Source organism: Paenalicyclobacillus macrosporangiidus (assembly GCF_900116805.1).
GTDB classification, from domain to species: Bacteria; Bacillota; Bacilli; order Alicyclobacillales; family Alicyclobacillaceae; genus Alicyclobacillus_H; species Alicyclobacillus_H macrosporangiidus.
Genome location: NZ_FPBV01000002.1, coordinates 14,647 through 29,953, shown reverse-complemented (window position 1 = coordinate 29,953; position 15,307 = coordinate 14,647). Strand labels below are relative to the sequence as shown.

14 protein-coding genes are annotated in these 15,307 nt (G+C 63.7%); 12 read left to right on the top strand and 2 right to left on the bottom strand.

Annotation, left to right across the window (positions count from 1 at the left end; all coding sequences use genetic code 11):
• Positions 1-77: 77 nt before the first annotated feature.
• The 7 genes from BM357_RS02545 (at position 78) to BM357_RS02515 (ending at position 9,728) form a co-directional block, all read left to right on the top strand.
• Complete coding sequence (locus tag BM357_RS02545; protein ID WP_139234529.1) at positions 78-1,376, top strand: CaiB/BaiF CoA transferase family protein; 1,299 nt, start codon at positions 78-80, stop codon at positions 1,374-1,376.
• 98 nt (positions 1,377-1,474) lie between these two features.
• On the top strand, positions 1,475-3,004 hold the full coding sequence (locus tag BM357_RS02540; protein ID WP_074949358.1) for an MFS transporter: 1,530 nt from the start codon (positions 1,475-1,477) through the stop codon (positions 3,002-3,004).
• 191 nt (positions 3,005-3,195) lie between these two features.
• Positions 3,196-3,741 carry an IS1096 element passenger TnpR family protein gene (locus BM357_RS02535; protein WP_074949356.1) on the top strand — a complete coding sequence of 182 codons (546 nt, stop codon included), beginning with the start codon at positions 3,196-3,198 and terminating at the stop codon, positions 3,739-3,741.
• Between the two features lie 300 nt (positions 3,742-4,041).
• The gene (locus tag BM357_RS02530) at positions 4,042-5,130 is read left to right on the top strand and encodes an alanine racemase (protein WP_074949354.1); all 1,089 of its coding nucleotides are present in this window, start codon (positions 4,042-4,044) and stop codon (positions 5,128-5,130) included.
• A gap of 302 nt (positions 5,131-5,432) precedes the next feature.
• Complete coding sequence (locus tag BM357_RS02525) at positions 5,433-6,107, top strand: DUF559 domain-containing protein (RefSeq protein ID WP_074949352.1); 675 nt, start codon at positions 5,433-5,435, stop codon at positions 6,105-6,107.
• Between the two features lie 1,344 nt (positions 6,108-7,451).
• Positions 7,452-8,489: an SGNH/GDSL hydrolase family protein gene (locus BM357_RS02520; RefSeq protein ID WP_175511418.1), complete on the top strand. Its 1,038-nt coding sequence runs from the start codon at positions 7,452-7,454 to the stop codon at positions 8,487-8,489.
• 63 nt (positions 8,490-8,552) lie between these two features.
• Entirely contained in the window at positions 8,553-9,728 is a 1,176-nt protein-coding gene (locus tag BM357_RS02515) for an LCP family protein (protein WP_074949348.1), read from the top strand.
• On the opposite strand, the gene BM357_RS02510 is transcribed toward BM357_RS02515, so the two are convergent.
• A complete protein-coding gene (locus BM357_RS02510) occupies positions 9,718-10,359 on the bottom strand; it encodes a superoxide dismutase (protein ID WP_074949346.1) in 642 nt (213 codons plus the stop codon). The two genes, BM357_RS02515 and BM357_RS02510, sit on opposite strands and share 11 nt — an antisense overlap.
• Positions 10,360-10,586: 227 nt before the next feature.
• On the opposite strand from BM357_RS02510, the gene BM357_RS02505 reads away from it, so the two are divergent.
• Positions 10,587-10,994, top strand: coding sequence for an MBL fold metallo-hydrolase (locus BM357_RS02505; protein ID WP_074949344.1), 408 nt, complete (start codon positions 10,587-10,589; stop codon positions 10,992-10,994).
• Positions 10,995-11,079: 85 nt separating this feature from the next.
• Positions 11,080-11,994 carry an NAD-dependent epimerase/dehydratase family protein gene (locus BM357_RS02500; RefSeq protein ID WP_074949342.1) on the top strand — a complete coding sequence of 305 codons (915 nt, stop codon included), beginning with the start codon at positions 11,080-11,082 and terminating at the stop codon, positions 11,992-11,994.
• A 266-nt stretch (positions 11,995-12,260) separates the two neighbouring features.
• Here the strand turns inward: BM357_RS02500 and BM357_RS02495 are convergent, their stop codons facing one another.
• Positions 12,261-12,629, bottom strand: a complete 369-nt coding sequence (locus BM357_RS02495; protein ID WP_074949340.1) for a hypothetical protein — start codon at positions 12,627-12,629, stop codon at positions 12,261-12,263.
• A 12-nt stretch (positions 12,630-12,641) separates the two neighbouring features.
• Between BM357_RS02495 and BM357_RS02490 the strand changes: the two genes are divergently transcribed.
• From BM357_RS02490 to BM357_RS02480, 3 genes are all read left to right on the top strand, one after another.
• Entirely contained in the window at positions 12,642-13,298 is a 657-nt protein-coding gene (locus BM357_RS02490) for a hypothetical protein (RefSeq protein WP_074949338.1), read from the top strand.
• A gap of 18 nt (positions 13,299-13,316) precedes the next feature.
• Positions 13,317-14,366, top strand: a complete 1,050-nt coding sequence (locus tag BM357_RS02485) for a DUF7309 domain-containing protein (protein ID WP_074949336.1) — start codon at positions 13,317-13,319, stop codon at positions 14,364-14,366.
• 382 nt (positions 14,367-14,748) lie between these two features.
• Complete coding sequence (locus BM357_RS02480) at positions 14,749-15,291, top strand: DUF4242 domain-containing protein (protein WP_074949334.1); 543 nt, start codon at positions 14,749-14,751, stop codon at positions 15,289-15,291.
• Positions 15,292-15,307: the final 16 nt, after the last annotated feature.

The window sequence follows — 15,307 nt, the reverse complement described above, 5'->3', positions numbered from 1 at the left end:
GACTAATGTATACAATACGATATCATCAACAGAAAGTACAGCGTTTTCAACGAACACGACGGCGATGAGGTGAGGGCATGTCGGACGCCATCCGGACTTCCACGACTGACAGCACGAATCTGCGTACGACCGCAACACCGGCATCCGGGGCCGTGAGGCCCGAGGGGGAGGGGGTGGCCGCGGGATCCATCCCGCTGGACGGCATCCGCGTCCTCGAACTGGGCACCCTGCTCGCCGGGCCGTTGACAGGCCGTTTCCTGGGGGACTTCGGGGCGGAGGTCATCAAAATCGAGGCGCCGGACAAACCGGATCCCCTGCGCGGGTGGGGGCAGGTCAAGGACGGGCAAGGCTTGTACTGGCCCATCGCTGCGCGCAACAAGAAGCTGATCACCCTCAACCTGCGCGTGCCCGAGGGACAGCGGGTGTTTCTCGATCTCGTGTCGAAGGCGGACATCGTGATTGAAAACTTCCGCCCGGGGACGATGGAGAAGTGGAACCTCGGGTACGAACGGTTGGCCGAGGTCAACCCGGGCCTCATCATGGTGCGCACCTCCGGCTTCGGGCAGACGGGCCCGTACCGGGAGCGGGCCGGGTTCGGCAGCGTCGGCGAGGCGATGGGCGGCATCCGGTACGTCACCGGCTTTCCCGACCGGCCGCCGGCGCGCGTGGGCGTCAGCATCGGGGACACGCTGGCCGCCCTGCACGCCACCATCGGCTGCCTCATGGCCCTCCACGAGCGATCCCGCTCGGGTCGCGGCCAGGTGGTGGACACGGCGCTGTACGAAGCCGTCTTCTCGGTGATGGAGAGCGTCATCCCGGACTACCTCTTGGCGGGGTACATCCGAGAGCGGCAGGGCAACATCCTGCCCGGCATCGCGCCGTCCAACATCTACCTCACGAAGGACGACAAGTACATCGTCATCGGCGCGAACGCCGACAATGTGTTCCGGCGGCTGTGCCAGGCGATGGGCGAGCCTGAGCTGGCGGAGGACCCGCGCTACGCGACGCATCATGCCCGCGGGGAACGGATGGAGGAGTTGGACCAGCGGATCGAGGCGTGGACCCGGACGCTCGACGCCAAGGACGCGCTCGCCGTCCTCGAGCGGCACGGCGTTCCTTCCGGGCTCATCTACAGCGCCAAGGACATGGTGGAGGATCCGCAGTACCAGGCGCGGGAGATGATTGTCCCGGTCCAGCACCCGGTCTACGGCACCTTCCCGATGCCGGGCATCGTCCCGAAGTTGAGCCGAACCCCGGGGCAGATCCGCTTCCCCGGCGGGAGCGCGCCCGGCGAGCATAACGACGACGTGTACCGCGGGCTGCTCGGGTATTCGGAGGAGGTGTTGGCGCGCCTGAAGGAGGATGGGGTGATATGAGGCTGCCGGCTGCAACAGGCGGGTGAGGGCGCTGCCCGCCGCCCGGCACGCGCAAAATAGACACAAAATTGGATTCTGTTCGACAGGGGGAGGTACACATGGGTCAGTTTTCCGGGACCCTGGCAGGTGCACGATTGGATCGGCTGCCGATGACAAAACGGCATTATTCCGTCATGTTCTTGCTGGCGGGCGGCGGGTTTTTCGACGGGTTCGACATCTACCTCGCCGGTTCTGTGCTGGCGGCGATGGTGGCGACCCACTTTTCAACGGTCGGTCAGAACGCCCAGTTCATCTCCGCCACGTTCTTCGGCCTGTTGCTGGGGGCGTTGGGGGCGGCGGCCCTGGGGGATCGCTTCGGGCGCCGCTTCACCTCGCGCTATTCGCTGCTGGTCTACGGTTTGGCCACCGTGGCCTGCGCGGTGGTTCCGTCGCTGCAAGGGCTTCTGGCAGCGCGCTTTGTCGCGGGGCTGGGACTTGGCGCCGTGATTGTCACCAGCTACGGGTTGTGGGTGGAGTTTGTCCCGAAACGATCCCGCGGCTTCTGGACGGGCATGATGTCCTTCATCATCAACCTGTCCCAACCCGCGGCGGCGTTGGCCGCGCTGTTGTTGATCCCGCACTACGGGTGGCGATCCCTCTTCTGGATTGCGGGCATCCCGCCGCTCATCATCTGGCTGCTGCAAGTGCTCTATCTGCCGGAATCGCCCCGCTGGTTGGAGATCAAGGGCCGCCATCATGAGGCGGAGGCGGTGCTCCGGCAGTTCGAGCGGGGCGTCGAGGGACTGACGCCGCTGGCCGCTGGAGACGCGGGGGCTGGTGTAGACGGGGAGGCCGCTGCAGGTGCGAGGGCTGCTGTGGACGGAGAGACTGCCGATGGTCCGGCCGGGGCAGCGGTTGCGGCGCGTGCGGCCAGGGATCCTGCGTCGGGGTCCGAAGGCACCGCGGGCGCGGCGGACGGACATCCGGCGCGTGCGGTGTCCTTGTGGTCGCCCGGCGTGCGCAAGATCACCGTCCTTTCCATCATCGTTTCGGTCCTCACGCTGGTCACCTGGTACACGTTCACGGCGTGGATCCCGACGTTCTTCGTCCAGCAGGGCATCTCCCAGGTGAAGACGTTCACGTTCTCCTTCGTCATCATGCTCGGCGCCATCCCTGGCAACGCGTTGGCGGCTTGGCTGAGCGACCGGGTCGGACGCAAGTGGACCCTCGCCATCATCTCCATCACCCTGGCGGTCTTGGGCGTGCTGTACGGTTACTCGACCACGCCTGCCGCCATCATGACGCTCGGGTTCTTGTTCGTCGCGGGCGGCAATATCCTCATCGCCATCATTCTCGCCAGCTACATCCCGGAGATGTTCCCGACCTCCGTGCGCATGGCGGGATCGTCCCTCGCCAACGCGTTCGGCCGGGCGGGCACCATCGTCTCGCCCTACATGATTGCTTATCTGTTCCAGCAGGGCGGCCAGTATGCGGTCTTCTGGACGTCGTTCGCCATGTATCTCGTGATGGCCGCCTGCATCCTCTGGCTGGGGCTGGAGACCAAGAAGAAGAGCCTCGAGGAGATTGAGCGGGAAGAGCGCGCGGGCGTTGGCGTGGTAGGTACGGGGAGTGCGGCCACGGAGGTGTAGGCGGGGGCTTGTCCGGGGGCCGAGCCGGCGCTGGTCCGGAGCTGCTCCGGGCCTGAGCCGGCGTGGGTCCGGGGCGGGTCGTTCATCCCGCGCGGCGCGCTTGCCTATGGGGGAGGAATCCGTTTCGCTGTTCGCGAATTCATTGACCACAGTCTCGCATACAGTTTTCGAGAAACGGTGAGTGATGGAAGATGGTGAAACGGACCACCGCGCGTGCCGTGTCGCACAGATCGGCGTCGCCCACCCGATCCGCCGCAGTGCTGCAACTGAAGGTCACGCAAAGCGATCTCCTGGCGCGTGTGCGGGGATATCCCTACCGCGTGATCGAAATCTTGGGACGGCAGACCCTGGCGGAGTTGGCTGAGGCGATTCTGGACAGCTTCGACTTCGAGCACGATCATCTCTACGGTTTCTACGACAACTTGAAGAACTGGCCTGCGTCGGCCGAGAAATACGAGTGGTTTGAGGACGACGACCTCGTGACCGATTCCTGGTTCAAGCACGATGCTTTAAGCGTTCGCGATACCAAGGTGTCCAACGTGTTCCGCGAGCCCAAGCAGAAGATGCTCTTTCTGTACGATTACGGGGCAGAACATCGTTTCATCGTGCAATTTCTGCGGGCGGTCCCGGACGACGGGGAGTCGATCTTTCCGTTGGTGATCGAAGCGGTAGGAGACCCTTGGCCGCAGTACCCGGATTGGGACGAGGAAGATGTGGACAGTGGGGTTCAAGGTTAGCGAGCCAGGCGGAGGGGGCCGTGCGGTAGGCCGCTTCGGTATCCAACGGCCCCGGCTGGCGGCTAGGTTAGTCCGAAAATACTGTTTAAAGTCCCGGTTTTCGGCCTGCGCCGTGTGTAAAAGGAGCCTGTTAAACCAGGTATTCGGACAATCTCCCGCGTTTCGAAGGCTGCATTGGCCTTGTTTGTCCGAGAAGTCGGCTTAAATTCCGGTCGACGATAGGGTTCGGGGGCGGAAAACGGGGCAGATTGTCCGAAAATGCGGCTCACGCCCGGCCAGTGATGATGGAGGTGACCCCACATGCGCATTTACGATCTGCCCACGCCCGCGGCGTTGGTGGATCTCGACATCCTGCAGAGGAACATCCAGTCCATGGCGGATGCGGCCCGGAGGGCGGGCGTTCGTCTGCGGCCGCACGTGAAGACGCACAAGATGCATGCGATTGCGCGGATGCAGCTGGAAGCCGGCGCCGTCGGGCTGACCTGCGCCAAGGTCAGCGAGGCGGAAGTGATGGCAGCATCCGGCGCACGGGATATTTTGATTGCGTATCCGGTGGTGGGCGACTGGCAGATCGAGCGGATCGTCCGCCTCGCTCGGCGCGTTCAGGTGACCGTGGCGTTCGACAGCGAATTCGCGGCGAGGAAGTTGAACGAAGCGGCCAGGGACGCGGGCCTGGTGCTGCCGCTGTATCTGATTGTGGACACCGGCAATCGCCGGGACGGGGTGCTCCCGGGTGAGCCCGCGCTGCAGCTGGCCAAGAAGGTCGCCGCGCTGCCGCACGTCCGCCTCGCGGGCATCATGACCCACGAAGGCCACGTGGGGCGTGCGCGTGACGAGGAGGAGCTGAAGGCGGCGGTGGCCGCGGCCGCGCGGGACATGGTGGCGACCGCGGCGTTGTTGAGAGAAAGCGGGATCGAGGTGGAACAGGTCAGCGTCGGGTCGACGCCCGCTTGCAAGTCGGGCATCGTGATCGACGGTATCACGGAATGGCGTCCGGGCACCTACGTGTTCAACGATGTGAATGAACTGTCCCGGGGCACCCCGCTGGAAAATTGCGCGCTGTCCATCCTGGCGACGGTCGTCAGCCATTCGGCGATCGATCGCGCCGTGATCGACGCGGGCAGCAAGACGCTGACGTCCGAACCGGCACGACGAGGCGGTGCGGGATTTGGCTACATCAAGGAGTGGCCGAAGGCGGTGCTGGAGCGCCTCTACGAAGAGCACGGCGTCGTGCAATTGAACGGCGAGGCGTGCGAAATCGGCCAACGCGTCACCATCATCCCGAACCATGTCTGCCCCGTGGTCAACCTGATGGAGCACGTGTACGTGACGAGGGGTGACGAGGTCATCGATCAGTGGCCGGTCGACGCCCGGGGGAAAATCCAATGACCCCATCCGATAGGTCAGAAGGCGGGCCCTTGCGGGCCCGCAGGCCAAAACTGCTCCGCCCGCCGACGTGATCTCACCTCGAGGCCTCCGCACAAGGCTACGGCCCAATCCTCTCTTTCCATCCACCTTTGGATCACCTTCTCTCCTTTACATCATCGACGAGGGACCTATCGCAATGGTACGACTGGAGCAGACCCCGCTCGGAAGACCACACGGGACCGCACGCACGGCCTTATGGCCGGGCGGGCGAGCGCTGCGCAGGCAGGAACGGGGCACCGAATGCGATCACGGAGGTGGATGCGTTGGACTTCTCCGCGGCGTATCGCGCATTTATCAGACGCCACCTGAAGACACCGATGTCCAGCGCGCGCCGTCAGCGCCTCGCGAAGGGCTTGGGCCACTCGGAACGGCTGTTCCTGGAGGCCGTTTGGTGGCCCGCCTTCGGCCACTTCGACGGCCTGTATCCCGAGTACGAGGTGCAGGACTTCAAGGACGGCATGCGGTTCATCGACTTTGCGTACGTGCACCCTCGGTTTCGCGTCGCGATTGAACTCGACGGCTACACCACCCACGCCCGCGAGATCTCGGCGATGCACTTCTCGGACCAACTGATGCGGCAGAATGCCCTCGTGATTGACGGGTGGTACGTGCTTCGGTTTCCGACGCACGATCTCGCGAACAACCCGCGCCACTGCCAACAGACCATTCAACAACTGTTTGGGCGACTGTTCAGCACGCAGAACGAGTCGTTTCATGAACTCAATTCGCTCGATCGCGAAATCCTCCGCATCTTCTCGAAGTGGCCGGACCTCATGGGGCCCAAGCGGATCGCGGAGTTGCTCCACGTCTCGAGTGACACCGCCTCCCGCCACCTGCGTAACTTAGCGAGCAAACGGTGGCTCGATCCCCTGGGTGGCAAACAACGGGTTCGGCTCTACCGTCTGAATCCGAACCGGCGTCTGGATCGCCGAAACTGAGGGGTGGATCGACCGAACTGAGGGGCGAAGTCGCCGGCAGTGAGTGCCTGAATCGCCGGAACTGAGCGCCGGGGGCGCCGGAACTGAGTGCCCGGAGCGCTGGGACTGTGGAGCCGAGCTCTCTGGAAATGAGTGCCGAACTCTCCTTAACCGAAGATCCGGATCGACGACTGTCAACGCCCCGCCTCGCTGCACTGGATGCACCAGGCCTCATCGAGCCGGAAGGCGGGCGAATCCGGTTCAGCCGACCCATTCACACGCTGGCCAGTTGCGTGATCGCGTTTCACGTCCGGGTGCTCGCGCAGGGGACCAACCTCGGCCGCCCCCTTAACCTGGGTTTTCGTACAAAAACCCCGGCTTCAACGACCACCACCCGCGCTGGGGCAGGGGGTTAAGCCGGGTTCCCGTATAAAATCGCCGCCTTGGCCCGCCCTGGTGGCCCACCTTAGTACGAAAATTTGGCTCTCACGAGGGTGTTGAAGCCGCCGGCCGCTCCTGAATCGCGCATCTAAGCCGCAAAATCGGACAACCATCCGGGTCGTTCACTCCAGCCGACCCTCGTCGTTCTCGGCGTGTGTAGGGCGGGAAGTCATACGGTTGATGCAGGGACGGTAATCACCAAGATCAGTCATGGTATCAAGAGCCTGGCTCGTCAGCTTCGGTTGTCTGCGGAATCGTTGCATGGCCTGATCGACTGCCCACTCTCATTGGACGACGATGTTGGCATCTTACGAGATAACGGCGCGATATAAACATCCCGCAGAAGGATTGACCGCGAGCTACTGCGGGGCACCTACGCGTTTCTCGATCCGCCGCTCAGCATCGTCCTCGGGGCCGACCATTGCCCGCACCGAACGAGTCGGACAACCTTTCTCGTTCTGGGAGGTGAAGCGTGTACCGAGGGTCCCGGACGCTAAGAACGGCGATCGCGAGGCCCTGTTTGCCTTCGCATTGTCCGATTCTTGCGGTTAAATCTGCAGATTGGACGCGTTCCGCCGTCTTCGAGCGGTTGCGAGACCGGAATTCCCTTACTAACTCGCGTGTCCAGGCGGTCCAGGGAGGCGGTTTTGTAAGAAAATCCGCCCTAACCCCAGCCTCCGCGTGGGCGAAGACCGTCAAAGCCGGGGGTTTATCACGAAAACTTGGCTTACGCTTCACATCCAGGGCGATCCAGGGATGGAGGCGGACTCCGTCGCAGTCCCCTTTTCACACCTCCATCGTCTGATTTCCCCCTTGTCCAATCCGGGTGAAAACCAGTAGCATAGAAAGGGAGGAACGGCTTGCCAGCTCATGTGGGGGGCAGGCGGCGGGAATGACAGAGAGACCATCGGAGGGGTGATCCGGTTGGCGAAATGGGGCGACTGGCTGGCGGTCGGGGGGCTCGGTGCCGTGTTGTTGGCCGTGCTGGCCGCGGGCGAGATCCATCAGCGCCAGGTGCAGCAGGCCCAGTTGAGCGCGGCGAAGCAGTATCTGGAGTCCTCCAATGCCAACGGCACCAACGCGGGAGGTGCGGGTGGGGGCCCGGCGGGGAACGGATCGAACGGCATCCCATCTGGGAGCACGACCTCCCCGGCTGCCCCATCCGGCACCACGACCTCCCCGTTCGGCAGCGGCACCGCGTCCGCCGGCGGCACTGCTGGCCACGCCGCCAATTCGCTGATCGGATTTCTCGTGGCGCGGGCGGAGAACCAGGGCGGTGCCGGCGGTGCGGGCGGTGCAGGAGGCACCAACACCACCGGTACCTCGGATGGAAGCGGTACCACAGGCAGCGACGGCACCGCCCCCGCCGCCGTCCACATCGTCGCCTTTGGGAGCAGCGGCACCAAGGGGGTGGGCGTCGCCAACCCCGCCGATGCCTGGTTCCCGCAGTTGGTCACACAGCTCAGCATGCAGCCCGGTCTCCACGGCCTCACCGGGGATGATCTCGGCATCTCCGCCGGATCGAGCGCCGCCATGCTCCAGGCCAGCGTCGTCGACGAAGCCATCCAACAGCGCCCCGATCTGATCCTCGTCGAGACCTGCGCCATGGCCGACTGGGCCCAGAGCGTCCCGATGGCGACGCACCTCGAGAACCTGGATCAACTGGCCAACACTCTCCGCGGCTCCCTTCCGAACGTGCGGGTGGTATTCCTGTCGTCCAATCCCATCCAGGCGGACAGCAGGAACCGCATCGGCCTGACCTACGCGGACTATCTGCAGCGCGAGCGGTCCCACCTGCAGGCCGAGGGGCACCTGTACATCGACGTCGAGGGCGCCATCCGAAAGGCGCTGCAGGAGAAGCACGAGACCGTGGCGAACATTCTCGCCGACACGTACCATCCAAACGCCGAAGGGTACCGGCTGTGGTACCAGGCCGTGTGGGACGGGCTGTCGCGCGGATAACATCGAGCGGGCCGCCAGAGCGGGACAGCGGGACGCCCATCATTCTGACCGCAGGAGCGACATATGACGAATTCAAAGAACCATCCCGATACACCGGACGATCACGCGGTTCCCATCCCACCATCCGATGCCGCGGGGGCGGAGGCGCGCGTCGCCAGCCAGGCCGACTCCGCGAGACCGGCCGGCGCGGTTGGCCCCGCGGACCCGGCGGATTCCGCGAATTCCGCCGACCCCGCCGGCCCTGCCATCCCTGGCACCCGCCGCCGGCGCCGCCGGGCCTGGTGGATTGGCGGAGCGGCCGCCCTGGCATGCGTCGTCGGGGCCGGCGTGTACGCCTACGTGCGCCTGCAGCCCGCGCACCATTTCACAAAAGGCGCGGTCCCCGTGGTGGCGAAGCCGGCGAATACGAGCGGATCGATCCCGCCGGCTCCCCCCGTCCCCCACGACGGCACCTTCAACCTGCTCTTGCTCGGCATCGACGCGCGGGCTCAGGATGAGGCGTCACGCACCGATTCCATCGTGCTGGTGCACGTGGACCTCCCGAAGCACGACTACGAGGTTCTGAGCATCCCGCGCGACACGCGGGTGAATCTGCCCGGGTACGGCGAGACGAAGATCACCCACGCCAACTACCTCGCCGAACTGAAGGGCGGAGAGGCAGCCGGTATCCAGGCCACGCTGCAGGCGGTGAGCGATCTGACCGGCCTGACCATCAACTACTACGCGGAGACCGACTACTGGGGCCTGCAGGACATCGTCGACGCCGTCGGCGGCATCACGATGGACGTGCCCGTCGACGTCAAGCTGACGCACCCGTGGTACCCCGAGGACCAAGGTAAGGTCATCCCGAAGGGGGAGCACTTCCTCGATGGGAAGATGGTGACGGAGATTGTGCACGAGCGGTATTCGCTGCCGGACGGCGAGTTTGATCGCCAGCGGCTTCAGGAGGCGGCCCTCGTCGGGATCGCCAAGCAGGTGCTGCAGCCCGGCAACGTCACCAAGATCCCGGCCTTGGTCGGGACCCTGTCCCAGTACCTGGTGACGACCAACCTCAGCCAGTCCGACATGCTGAGCCTAGCGCTCGGGGTCAAGGACTTCGAGGCGGGACAAGTCCACTACTACCAGGTGCCCGGCCGCGGCGCCATGATGATGGACCCGGTGGTCAAGCAGCAGCTCTGGTACTGGATCCCCGATCTGCAGGGATTGAAGGACATTCTGCAGGCGCACTTCACGAACTGACTTCGCGGCTTCCGAACAACCGAAACCGCGGCCGCACGGACCTCCTGGCTTCCAAGTAACGCCGGTTGACGACGGACCAGTCGAGGTTTCGGAAGAAGGCGTTGATGTACTCGCCGCGGGATGTGCCGTAATCGATGTAGTAGGCGTGCTCGAACACGTCCATCGGCAGGATGGGAATCGACTGGATGACATGGCCGTTGTGCTGGTCGTCCGTAATATAAATGAAGAGTTCTTCCTGCTCCGTGTCGAAGGCGAGGATGGCCCACCCGCGGCCGGACAATCCGGCGCCCCGAAACTCGGCGAGGAAACGATTGAAGTTCCCGTACTGTCTTTCAATCGCCATGACAATCTCTCCCTCCGGCCGCCCCTTGCCGCCGAGTTCGTCGAAGTACAGCTCGTGCAGTTTGACGCCGTCGAGCGCAAAACTCTCCCCGCGTTTGAGGGCGCGAATTTCGCTGTACGTGGTGTTGCCTTGAGCCACATCGATCTGCTCCAGTTTCGCCCGCGTTTCGTTGGCTTTGTTGACGTACCCTTCGTAAAGTTTGTAGTGTTCACGTATGGTACGGGCGGAGATCCCGTTCAATCTCAGCAACCGTTCCGGCAGCGGTCGCGCTTTGATCGGCTTGTACATCGGCATTCCTCCTCACTCTGTCGGATGACGCTCGACCGGGGTATCTTACGCGATCGCCCACCGGGCGCCACGGCAAGCGCCCACGCGCGTGTCGCGTTTCAGCAGGGGCTTGGCTGCACACTTGAAGCAATATTTTCATAAAACGACCGTTTGGTAGAGGGATACGAAAAGAATTTCAAGCCTTACCGCTTCAGGAAACGATCCAATCCCGCAGCCGGGAGTGGAAAGTGATCTACACACCCGGTCATGCGGATGATCCTGTTGCGCTCCTCGATGAACAATCCGGGATATTGTTTTCCGGGGAATTGTTTTTGTCTCCGAAGACGAAGGTCATCATGGCCAGCGAATCCATCCCTGTGATCATGGACTCCATTCGCACCCTCGTCCGCTGTGACTTCCAGTCGATGTTCTGCTCCCATGCCGGGTTGATCCGGGACGGAAAGGGGATGTTGCAACAAAAGCTGGAGTATCTTGAGCGTCTTTGCGGTGAAGTGATGCGTCTTCACGAAGAAGGATTCTCCGCCAGTGAAATTGACAAACAGCTGTTCCCAAACAAGTACCCGATTTATTACATTTCCGACGGTGAGTGGGACTCCTTGCACATCGTCACTTCCATCATTTCGCACTTGGGATAGACGCGGGCGACAGCATGCCGTTGCGCGGTGGGGTGGGGTCTGTTACGATCAATCCGATTCAGGTCCATCAGAGAGGGGCGGGACGTTGAAGGTTCTCGTGACCGGGGGCGCGGGGTTCATCGGCTCCCACATTGTCGATGCGTTGATAGAGCACGGACACGAGGTCGCCGTCGTGGACAATCTGAGCACGGGGCACGCGCGCAACCTGAATCCGAAGGCGTCGTTTTACCGGGTGGATGTCACCGATCCCGCGGCGTTACGCGACGTCTTTGAGCGGGAGCAGCCGGCGGCCGTCATCCACCAGGCGGCCCAGGTCAGCGTGGCCCAATCGGTGGCGCACCCCGCGGAGGATGCGCGCACCAACATCCTCGGGACGCTGCACGTCCTCGAGTGCAGCCTCGCTTGCGGCGCCGGGAAGTTCGTGTTCGCGTCGTCCGCGGCCGTGTACGGGGAGCCGCAGCACGTGCCGATCGACGAAGCGCACCCCACGGAGCCCATCTCCCCCTACGGGATCGCAAAACGCACCTGTGAGCGCTACATCGAGGTCCTCTGTCAGGGCACAGCTCTCCGGCCCGTCATCCTGCGCTACGCGAACGTGTACGGGCCGAGGCAGGATGCGAGCGGAGAGGGCGGCGTGATCGCGATCTTCGCGGACCGCATCGCGCGCGGCGAGCCGCTCCACATCCATGGGGATGGACGCCAGACGCGGGACTTTGTGCACGTCGCCGACGTCGCCCGCGCCAACCTGGTGGCGGCCACCATCCCCGTCGCGGGGACGTTCAACATCGGGACCGGCACCGAGACGACGGTGTTGGAGATCGCGCAGGTGATGATTCGCGAGGCGGACGCGCCGGAGCGCCTCACCTTCGGCCCGGAGCGCCCGGGGGACATCCGCCGCAGTTGCCTCGACGTGGCGGCGGCGCGGGAGCGACTGCGGTGGGAGGCGACGATCCCGATGGATCAAGGTCTCCGCACGCTGCTCTCACGGGCCCGGGCGTAGGGCGGGGGGCGGTGCGCGGCGGGGCCGGCCCCGGAGGGGTGTCCGTGGATGCGGTTTGCCGGTCGGAGTTGGAGGGGCCTGTGGTTGTGGCGGCGGTTACAAGAAGGCGACGGCCGGGCGGAGCCGGTGCCTGTACCTGAGGAGGAGCAACCACAATACCTGACAAAGTACCGCATGCGCCGGGCCCGGGTGGCCGATTTTCCACGGAAATACGGCTTAAAGACAGGGTTGAACGTCCGCTGCACCCTCCCAACCGGCTGGTTTTATCAGGTTTTTCGGTTGTTCCTCTGCGCCCGCCCTTGCCAACGCGCGTACACATCCTTGAACCGGGGTTCGGACGGGAGTAGCTCGATGGCCTTCTCAAACGCGCGGCGGATGTCCGAATCCGGCGCACGCAGCCAGATGAGCGTGTTGGCCAGGTCCATCCAGCACCAGGCCTGTCGAGTTGGGTTCGGATCATTCATGAGCACATCGTAGTTGCTCGCAAACACGTTGTGCGCCTTTTGCATATCCCCGGCGCGTTTATACAACAACGCCAATTCCATCGCGTCGTTGACTCCTGCGGGCGCCGTAATCTGATCCAGAATTTCGTTTGCGCGTTTGGACAGGCCCTTGTTGAGGTATGCCTTTGCCATCGAAGTGATGCCGTGTCCCCGTTGTATGTGACCTTGTACCTGCAGCAGGGGGATTTTGAGGCCGCGTACGCAGAGATCCGGCGGATTGTGAAAGTGTCCAAGGCCGCGGTCGTGCCCGCCGACCACCAGATGGCCCAAGCATGGCCTTTCCTGTTGGTAAAGCTGGGGAAGTGGAACGAGTGCGCGGAGGTGCGCCGCTTCGTCAAGCGGTACGCCGGGCGGGCGGGGGAGGAGGAACGGGAGCGGCTGAGCCGCTTCTATCTGCAGCGAACACAGATCGCGTGGTCCTCGGGCGAGGAACGCGCTACGCGTTTCTTTCTCGATCTCGCGGGTACCGCGGCACCACCGGGATCGGATGTCATCCGTGAGATCCACGCGTGGCACGACATCCTCGCAGAGTACGAGGAGTTGGTCCGGGTCTCCCGGGACCAGCGCGTGCCCGTACCCGTGCGGGCGCGGATGTTGGTTTGGTATGTGGACCGGCGCCCCGAATCGGTCAGCGCCGAATACCTTGACCTCTTGTCCCTCTTGGAGCCATTCCTCGAGGAGCCCCTGGGGAACCCTGCGAGGGTGGCGGAGGAGGTTGCTCGCATTCGATCTCGCTATCCTCACCTGCACGCCCTGTTCGCTGACTCGCTGTCCGCGCTCGTGGCCGGGCAGGACGGTTAAGGCAGACAGGTAGGATACATCCCATCCAAGGAGGCGATTCCCATTTCCAACGCACCTTCGCTGTCCGAGTGGAAAGCGCTCTACGACGCCGCCGTCGCGTTCCGTAACCTGGCGCCATGGCAATGGATGTACGACGACGCCCTGTTCGCCGTCGAGGACCCTGACACCGGCCAGATTGGCTACTGCTCCGTCATGGGCGCCATAGGCGAGTTCTTTGGGCTCGCGGTCTTTCCTGGGGAGGCCGGCTGGAGGTCCCTTCATCGGCTGATGGATGACGATGAACCATCGCCTGCCGCCGAGGAGGAGCGGGTGTACGGGCAATTCGCGTTGATCGCGTCATTCGAGGGCAGCCGCGACGTGACCGAACAGGACCGCGCTGTCATGAAACAACTCGGCCTCCGCTTCCGGGGCGAAAACGCCTGGCCCGTGTTTCGCAGCCACCGTCCCGGGTACGTGCCCTGGTATCTGACGCGGGACGAGGCGAAATTCCTGTCGATCGCGCTGTCCCAAGCCACCACGGTCGCCTCCCGCGTTCGCCAGCAGCCCGACCTGCTCGAGCCACCCCAGCCCAACCAAATCCTGACTCGCAGGCGGGTGCAAGACGGCGCGGCCTTCGAGTGGATCGACGTCTGGACCGAAACGCCGCAAATCACACCCCCAGCGCCCGCAGTCCCGACGGTCCGCGTCGACGAGGTCACTCTGAAGCGCATCCGGCGCCAGGCGTCGCGGAAGGGGGAGTGGGAGGTCGACATCTTCTACGCGCCGTTCGTCATCCAAGAAGGAGAGCGGCCGATGTTCTCCAAGATGCTGATGTGTGTCGATCACGCATCCGGCATGATCCTTCAAGTCCACGCCGCCGGCCACCAGACGTACGCGCAGGAGTCTGTGGACAAGCTCGTCGAAATCTTGCGCGCCGGGCGCTGTCCGGAGGCGTTCCTGATTCAGCGGCCGGAGGTCGGCGCCCTGCTTCGTCCGCTCGCAGAGGGTCTGGGTATCGAACTGCGGGAGGAGGATTGGCTGCCCGCCCTGGAGGAGGCGAGGGAGGCGCTGGAAAGTGGGCTCGCGTGAAGCCCGCCTTTCACCCGGCGCGATGGCACGTTGGGCTCCCTCCGTGTCCAGCTCATTCCTTATCCGATTTTCCCGCTTAACAGAAGGTAGCGCACCTACCGAGGTTGCCAGACGACGGCGCCCTGGTGGTTGCTCGGCGCACGAAATCGAGGCAGCATTGACCGGTGTCCTCCGCACACACATGCCCGCACACTCCCGCCCCCGCCTCCGCGAAACCACTCCACCACCCGGATCCGGTGCAGCCTGCCCGCGATGTCCAGGCCATGGTGGCGCAGGGAAAGCTGGACGAGGCCATGATTGACAAACGCACTCCGATACGACTACCATGGGTTTAAATTCATATAAAAATCATCTACAAAATAAACATTAGGAGATGGTCGGAATGGGCTTGTATCTGGTCGAATCGGTGTTGCCCAAGCGCCTGCGGGATCAGGCGGCGCTGGAAGATGCGGCGAACACGCTGGCGGGGTTGGCGGCACAGCGCGCGAGCGAGCTCATCGAGGTGCAGGTCGCCAGTGACTTCACCCGCGCGTTTTTCGTCGTGGAGAGCGAGAATCAGGGAACGGTCCGGCAGATGTTCACGGACCAGGCCATCCCGGTGACCTTGGTGAAGCCCGTCCGGCTCGTCGGGGCAGATCTGGATCAGGTGAAGGCCAACGCGGCCAAGGTTCGTTACGTCGTCGAGTGGAACCTGCCGGAAGGGTTGACCATGGACGCGTACCTGCAGCGGAAGAAGCAAAACTCCGTGCACTACGCGGAGGTGCCCGAGGTGACGTTCCAACGGACCTACGTGTGCGAGGATATGACCAAGTGCCTGTGCTTCTACGATAGCCCGGACGAGGAGACGGTGTACGCGGCGCGCAAGGCGGTGTCGGCTCCGGTGGATGCCATCACGGAGACGGTGCAGATTTCGCCCAAGAAGTAAGTCTTTGTAATGATGA

Excerpts from the sequence above, each read along its gene's own strand:
- BM357_RS02545 (WP_139234529.1), top strand. The coding sequence starts at position 78 with ATGTCGGACGCCATCCGGACTTCCACGACTGACAGCACGAATCTGCGT.
- BM357_RS02540 (WP_074949358.1), top strand. The coding sequence starts at position 1,475 with ATGGGTCAGTTTTCCGGGACCCTGGCAGGTGCACGATTGGATCGGCTG.
- BM357_RS02535 (WP_074949356.1), top strand. The coding sequence starts at position 3,196 with ATGGTGAAACGGACCACCGCGCGTGCCGTGTCGCACAGATCGGCGTCG.
- BM357_RS02530 (WP_074949354.1), top strand. The coding sequence starts at position 4,042 with ATGCGCATTTACGATCTGCCCACGCCCGCGGCGTTGGTGGATCTCGAC.
- BM357_RS02515 (WP_074949348.1), top strand. The coding sequence starts at position 8,553 with ATGACGAATTCAAAGAACCATCCCGATACACCGGACGATCACGCGGTT.
- BM357_RS02510 (WP_074949346.1), bottom strand. The coding sequence starts at position 10,359 with ATGTACAAGCCGATCAAAGCGCGACCGCTGCCGGAACGGTTGCTGAGA.
- BM357_RS02495 (WP_074949340.1), bottom strand. The coding sequence starts at position 12,629 with ATGGCAAAGGCATACCTCAACAAGGGCCTGTCCAAACGCGCAAACGAA.
- BM357_RS02480 (WP_074949334.1), top strand. The coding sequence starts at position 14,749 with ATGGGCTTGTATCTGGTCGAATCGGTGTTGCCCAAGCGCCTGCGGGAT.